The organism is Shewanella sp. UCD-FRSSP16_17, assembly GCF_001675935.1.
In the GTDB taxonomy this organism is placed as follows: Bacteria; Pseudomonadota; Gammaproteobacteria; order Enterobacterales; family Shewanellaceae; genus Shewanella; species Shewanella japonica.
The window spans coordinates 1-7,046 of the sequence record NZ_LZFV01000009.1; the positions used below are offsets into that span (position 1 = coordinate 1).

General features: G+C 36.6%; 6 protein-coding genes and 2 pseudogenes. 2 read left to right on the forward strand and 6 right to left on the reverse strand.

Annotation, left to right across the window (positions count from 1 at the left end):
- The first annotated feature begins 117 nt into the window (after window positions 1-117).
- Window positions 118-1,308, forward strand: coding sequence for an IS4 family transposase (locus tag A9267_RS08910; RefSeq protein ID WP_065108935.1), 1,191 nt, complete (start codon window positions 118-120; stop codon window positions 1,306-1,308).
- Window positions 1,309-1,611: 303 nt separating this feature from the next.
- Here A9267_RS08910 and A9267_RS21505 read toward each other — a convergent pair.
- The 5 genes and pseudogenes from A9267_RS21505 to A9267_RS22045 form a co-directional block, all read right to left on the reverse strand.
- Window positions 1,612-1,758 (reverse strand): annotated as a pseudogene (locus A9267_RS21505) (helix-turn-helix domain-containing protein); the annotation flags it as partial.
- A gap of 320 nt (window positions 1,759-2,078) precedes the next feature.
- Window positions 2,079-2,570 (reverse strand): hypothetical protein, encoded by a 492-nt coding sequence (locus A9267_RS08920; protein ID WP_065108937.1) that lies wholly within the window; start codon window positions 2,568-2,570, stop codon window positions 2,079-2,081.
- The gene (locus A9267_RS08925) at window positions 2,563-3,306 is read right to left on the reverse strand and encodes a hypothetical protein (RefSeq protein WP_065108938.1); all 744 of its coding nucleotides are present in this window, start codon (window positions 3,304-3,306) and stop codon (window positions 2,563-2,565) included. The genes A9267_RS08920 and A9267_RS08925 overlap by 8 nt, the downstream gene beginning before the upstream one ends.
- Entirely contained in the window at window positions 3,299-4,147 is an 849-nt protein-coding gene (locus tag A9267_RS08930) for a hypothetical protein (RefSeq protein WP_065108939.1), read from the reverse strand. Before A9267_RS08930 ends, A9267_RS08925 begins: the two co-directional genes overlap by 8 nt.
- Window positions 4,148-4,654: 507 nt before the next feature.
- Window positions 4,655-4,784 (reverse strand): annotated as a pseudogene (locus A9267_RS22045) (IS3 family transposase); the annotation flags it as partial.
- A gap of 60 nt (window positions 4,785-4,844) precedes the next feature.
- Between A9267_RS22045 and A9267_RS08935 the strand changes: the two are divergent.
- Entirely contained in the window at window positions 4,845-5,219 is a 375-nt protein-coding gene (locus A9267_RS08935; RefSeq protein WP_065108940.1) for a hypothetical protein, read from the forward strand.
- A gap of 1,223 nt (window positions 5,220-6,442) precedes the next feature.
- Here A9267_RS08935 and A9267_RS08945 read toward each other — a convergent pair.
- Window positions 6,443-7,046, reverse strand: a 604-nt coding sequence (locus A9267_RS08945) for a transposase (protein ID WP_231919064.1), incomplete at its 5' end; no start/stop codon positions are given.

Here is a 7,046-nt window from a genome sequence, read left to right on the forward strand (position 1 = left end):
TGAACCTGAGGTATCCCCACAAATAATATAGCGGAATCAGTAAGATAAAAAATAAGGGAACATTCATGACGTTTGGTGATCAAATCTTTTGCCAAAAACAAATGAAGGTTAAACGCCATGAATGCTCTTTCTATTGTGAACAAAGTCATATCGCTTGTCAGCTATAAAATGCATAAAACACGTCAAAATGCAGTAATTGCCTGCGTGAATAGCTTGCTCAATGGGAACGTTGCGACCGTCACGAGTATCGGTCGAGGAATTAATACCAGAGCCTACGAAAAACATCGAATTAAACGCGCTGACCGTTTGCTGTCAAACCCTCATTTGCGTGGTGAAGCACTGTGTATCTATGCCGTTATTTGCAAACTATTTTGTGGCAATACATCACGCCCCGTCATTTCAATTGATTGGTCAGATTTAGATGACCGTAAAGCCCACTTTCTCTTGCGCGCCGCAATATCTTTACAAGGGCGTTCCATCACACTCTATCAAGAAGTACATTGCAACAAGACTAAGGAGAAACCCGCTACACATAGGGCATTCTTAAAGACACTACACGCTATTTTGCCTGCCAACTGTCAGCCCATTATCGTCACCGATGCAGGCTATAAATCACCCTGGTTCAGAGAAGTCATCGCGCTCAATTGGGATATCGTTGGCCGTATAMGAAAGCCCCATTCTTACTCCATTGACAAAGGAAATACATGGCAATGTATTCGCCATCTTTACACCCAAGCAACCTGTCGTCCAAAATGCTTTGAGCATAGTCAAATCGTGAAAAGTAACCCCTTTACTTGTACGCTTATTTTGTTTAAACAAAAAACAAAAGGACGTCACGCCACCAACCCAGATGGAAGTCGCAAAGCCTCCAAGCATTCGAAAGCCTATGCTCAAGGTGCARAAGACCCTTGGCTATTAGCAACGTCACTCACCTCTCATCGGCATTTATCGAAACAGGTCGTCGCTATTTATCGCCAGCGCATGCAAATTGAGGAGGGATTTAGAGATATGAAAAGCACAACGTTCGGGATCGGTTATGAACAAAACAAAAGTGTTAAAAAGCAACGCCTCATAATACTGATATTACTGACAACATTGGCGTCATTGGCCGCTATATTGCTTGGTATGGTGCTCGTTACTTCGAACAAACATCGTCGATTCCAAGCCAACACTGAGACAAGAAGCGTACTATCATTTCACTACCTTGGGCTCAGAGCCATAGCCTGCCGGATACGGTTTACCATGGCTGCACTTAAATGGTACGTTTCCTTGGTAGACGGGGCTTGGGCTGGCAACTCATGGAATTAAATTCGTGGGGATCCCTCAGGATTTGAACCCTACATTGATGCGCTACAAACCTTTTAACTCTCTAATCAAACTCACTCAAATACTAGAAAGCAAAAAGCCCGCTATTGCTAGCGGGATCTTTTTGATAAATATGGCGAAGAGATAGGGATTTGAACCCAAGGCCTCCGTATCAAATATAAAATTAGTCGTTTAAATTCATTAGCTTGAGTTAGCTTTCTTGTTAAAAATCTGCAATTGCTAACTAAGATTGACTATAAGTTTGTATCAAAAAAATGTCAACATACAATATTAAAGTTTGTCCTACTGAGTGCTACTTGCTCTTTTTAATTCCCGATAAATGGTTGAACGGTGACATTTTACTGTACGTGCAATCTCCGCTACTGAAATTCCCCGTTCCAAAAGGGCAGAAATCTGGTATCTTCTTCCCTCGGTCAGCTGCTGATAACTCATAGTGATACTCTTTTTTCTTTGTGGAGATAAAGCCTACCACTTTCAGCAGTTGGCTTCTTCTTTGCCTCAATTAAGAGTGTCGCAGTTATTATCTGAATTTAGGCATTACCTATTTTAATGCTTAAGGTTCAGTCTATGAATCTTTTGTACGAAATAATTTACTCCTTGCTATATAAAATATATTTTTTAATCTATCCATATAATAGCAGAAAGTAACCTTCAGCATTAATGACATACCGACTAGTTCAATAAGTATTAAAATATCAAAAAGAACCAAAAAAAAAACAGGGCCAGATAAAATGAGCAATAAGTATATAACTTTATTTTTCATTGTGTTTTTCCATGAAAAATGAAATTGTATACTCAGATGCCATAATGACTATAAATATTATGAGGTATTTGTTTTGAACAGTGTAAAAAACATGATAAGCCCATATCAAGGAGGCAAAGGAAATAGCGTAAGATATATAAACATTTTTAATTGCCTGAAAAACTTTAATCGCCAATAATATAGATAAAATTAATGGTATGAAATCAATATTAGCCACCTCAAAATTAATAGTGTACTTTAACTCAGGAATTTCAAAGTTATTTAAAATTGGAATGCAAACTGTCATCATCGAAATAACAAAAAATGGCTTCAAACAAAATGTTATCAAAATATCAAATTTACTAAGTGTTTTGAGATAATAGTTAGGGTTATCGCTATTCTTGAGGGATGATTGAATATTGTTACAAGTTTTGAAATAGCCTCTAAGAATCAACCTTGATGACACTATAATTAAAGATATAAGTAAAAAACCATTAAACATCGAATGCATCCTTAATCAACTGATTGCTCGAGGTTTTAATTTTTTCTTCGATCAATTTATTTGTATCTTTATTTCCAATCAGATCCGACAACACCTTCAATGTGTCATACTTATTACTAACTCTATTTAACACCTTACCTGTTTTACTATTGAAATAATATTGCCTAAGTCCAATATTATTATCTATTAAATTAATTGAAATGCTTGCTTCTTTTGGTGGGTATTGCGAATGAACGTCTTTTGACTTTTCGTATTTCCAGATATCACCTTCTTTTAGGTTAAGAATTCCAAGGCTATCTAATTTTATTTCATCTCCTACATTTAAATCATTACTTTCGTAGGTGTATAAATCTGTTTCATAACCAGGCCCTTTATAGCCAACTGTATAGAAAGTAAAATTATGGTCATGTGCTTTGTCATAAAAATATACGTCATCTTTAGAGTCTGAGATCCTACTGACTGGAGACCAAATAGCTGCTCTTAAAGTATAAACCTTTGTACTACTTAAAATAAAAGCTTGCGGTGTATAAGGATTGTCTGATTGAAAATTAGTTAAATTATCAAGCTGTTCAAATAGTACATCACAAAGAAACTCTCTGTTATTATATATCTTAGATAACAGCGAAATTATAAAATCTTCATCAGAAAAAAGTTTATCTCCTTTTGATTGCAATTGTTTAACAAGCTCGCCAAGTGATATGGCCCCATTATCATATTTGTTGAAGAACTTAGCCATACATTACCTCGATGTTATTTAAAGTTTGCCGTGCTGCGTTGCTAACCTCATTTGATTCGTCATTATTTATTAAATGATTAAGCAACTCTTTGCAATGAATTGTATCCTCACTCAGGCGTAACGTCACTGTTGCTGCTGACCATCTTATATAATGCATAGGATGACTTTTAGAAATATCAGTAAGCTTGTCAATTACATTTTTATAATCAAGCATCTCAAATATTTTAAAAGCAGATTCCAGTCGACTATAAGCGACATCGGCAGATGATATATGCGAAAGTGTTAGTGTATCAAATTTGAAGTTTTGAATAAGAGGTAAGTGCTCAACTGATGATTCATTTAATGTTATGCATGGTTCAAATATTTCATGTATGACAAGCATGGTTTCTCCAGCTAGCGTAGAAAATACTTGTCCCTGAGTTGCTATTCCAGACGTTGTTTCGATTAAGCAGTTTTTGTCATTATCAACAGTGTATATAGTGTATGAAAAACTTCCTAGATATACCCCTATTCTCATATTGTTAGGATAAATGGCAATGTATTCTCGTTTTATTTTTCCTTTGGAAAAACCGTGAAGTACTAACGATAATTTCTTATTCCTATATAGTCTCCAGTCAAAATAATCGTCACTTTGACCACCCAGATTTAATTTGGATGTATTGTCTGACAGTCCGTCTATTGCTAAATTTAGGATGTTTACTAAATCAGAACAAGATAATAACTTTATAAAGTCATCATGAGAAGGGGTGGCTTTTTTTAAATAATTAAAAAAACTAGGGTAGCAATGTAGTTCATCTATATCAAACTGGTTTAAAAAAAAAGCATCATTCATACCACTCATTTTCAAATCCCTTTAAAAAAGCAATACAACTTAATTTGCTTTAAACTTAAAATACTTAGATATTAATAATTTATTTAATCGCAATAAAATCTATTAGTGTGGATAAATAATAGTGTACACTACGATAATAGCACAGGGTGCTGAGCCTATATTAGAACCTTCTGAAGCAATATGGACGGGATTACTTAAGCTAGCAATTTTTAGGTTTTTCATAATTTTAATCCTTTAAATTTATATTAAACATAAATAATTTGTGAACTAGATTTTTGTTCACTAGCTGAATATAAAAGAACGCTAATTTAATTGCAACAATTACTTTTCATTTATTTAACAATGATTCATCAAGGCACTTTACGTGTGTAGAAGCAGCCTCAACGATAGGACGTAGGTATGGAGCTGTTGAGGTTTTCTGTGACTGCTTTGATAGGAACAGCCCTGGCTGTTAATTTGCACCCAAAACTGAACCACATACTAAAGTGAACTGATCCTGTAATAGTGGACACTTTGCTAAGCACTATTTTTTAATTCAAAGTTTTTCATGGCTCAAATAACCAAGAGCACTATGCCGTCTGGTTCGATTGTCATCAACCTCAATATACTCTAATACCGCTTGTCTCATTTGAGCACGCGTCATCAGAAAGTACAGCGGCTTCAACTTGAGATTAGAGATCTAAGCCAGCAGTCAACAGCGAGACAATTGGAGAACGCAGCGATTCAAAAACAATGTGCCAAGTTAGAAACACAGCTTGACGGTACATCGAAACAACTGCAAAAAGTTGAAACCTCATTATCTGCAATGACAGCTGTGAAGTTAGAGATGGAGACTGAGAACCACGCGTTTAAGCAGCAGATAACCTCTGTTCAAGAGGGGTATCAACAGGCTACTACTGAAATTAAGTTGTTAACTACCCAATTTGAGGCGCAGACGAACAAAAGCTCACTACTTATCAACGAGGTACAGTCATTAAAGTCAATGGCGAACACGCAAAAAGATATTATGGATAGATGGTTTTTAGAGGTCAAAAACCAAACAAAGCACAATGTTGAAATTTATGTAATAACAATTAGATAAGCCTATTTTTTTGCGGAAATAAGAGAGATCACGGCGGCCCCTCATCTTGAGCATTACTGCATTTGAACTGAGCGTATGAGAAGAAGTCAGTGTTTCTTGTGTTATGCGCTTAATTGCTCGAAATACAACCATACTTTGACAAGTGGGAGTGTTGGCAATGATAGCACACTATAAAGCTATCACTCAGGCTTGTTCAACACTTAGAATAAGGGTGCGAATGCGCGGCTTACCCTTATCAGCTTACTTTTCTTTTAAACTTTGCGGTTTGTCCAATCTGTATATTTCGTGGTAGCAGTTACCTTATTAATACCTTCAGCTATACACAGCTCAATAATTTGAGCTCGCGAGAGTTCTTTGTTTTCTTCACACAAGTCCCAAACTCTTGCTGAACCTCCACTATTAGGCCGAGTGTAATACATCGTTATTGGATTACCAGCCAACACACTAACTCGATACAAGGTCAAAGTCCGTTTAAATTTTACTAATGTATCGGTGTCTTGATGATAAATGACTTTTAGCTCTCCATTCTCATAAAGCAAGACCATAGTGTCATCTGCAAGATAAGCAGTATCCTTGTTGATTTGAATCGTGCTTTGTAGGGTTGCTGTAGTTTTAACTGAGACCGTCCTGCCATTACCTTGGATAACATCAAATCATTTTTGATTGGCAACGTTTGCTAATTTACCATCTGGTTTTATTAGATTTAAGCAACTTATTCTGTTTTGGCATGAACATTTAGACTCAATGAAATACTATTTTTTATATCGTTAACTATCTGCTTAGGTGCAATGATAAAAAGTAACATTTCTGCTAAAAAGGGTTGCTCACTGTTATATACCTCCAATGACAACTCTCTCATTAACTTACAGTATTCATGATATGCGGTTTTGTGACTCTTATAAGAATACTCAGCGTCTGATGAGTTAAATATTGTTGAAAGTTCATATTTAGCTAAATCTGAGCTTCTGCCTGATGGTTGAGGATATAATTCAGTTTGATCTGTATACTTAAATAATAACCAATTAAGCGCATAAATTACTCTAGAGTCATAAATTGCATATTTTGTATGATCTATAAATGATGCTACTTTTGAAGTAGAGGATATAATGTAAAAAGTTGGTTTTGTGAGTATTCCCCTCGAGAGCTCAGAGTCTGAGGGAACCCCACGAATTTAATTCCATGAGTTGCCAGCCCAAGCCCCGTCTACCAAGGAAACGTACCATTTAAGTGCAGCGCATGGTAAACCGTATCCGGCAGGCTATGGCTCTGAGCCCAAGGTAGTGAAATGATAGTACGCTTCTTGTCTCAGTGTTGGCTTGGAATCGACGATGTTTGTTCGAAGTAACGAGCACCATACCAAGCAATATAGCGGCCAATGACGCCAATGTTGTCAGTAATATCAGTATTATGAGGCGTTGCTTTTTAACACTTTTGTTTTGTTCATAACCGAGCCCGAACGTTGTGCTTTTCATATCTCTAAATCCCTCCTCAATTTGCATGCGCTGGCGATAAATAGCGACGACCTGTTTCGATAAATGCCGATGAGAGGTGAGTGACGTTGCTAATAGCCAAGGGTCTTCTGCACCTTGAGCATAGGCTTTCGAATGCTTGGAGGCTTTGCGACTTCCATCTGGGTTGGTGGCGTGACGTCCTTTTGTTTTTTGTTTAAACAAAATAAGCGTACAAGTAAAGGGGTTACTTTTCACGATTTGACTATGCTCAAAGCATTTTGGACGACAGGTTGCTTGGGTGTAAAGATGGCGAATACATTGCCATGTATTTCCTTTGTCAATGGAGTAAGAATGGGGCTTTCGTATACGGCCAACG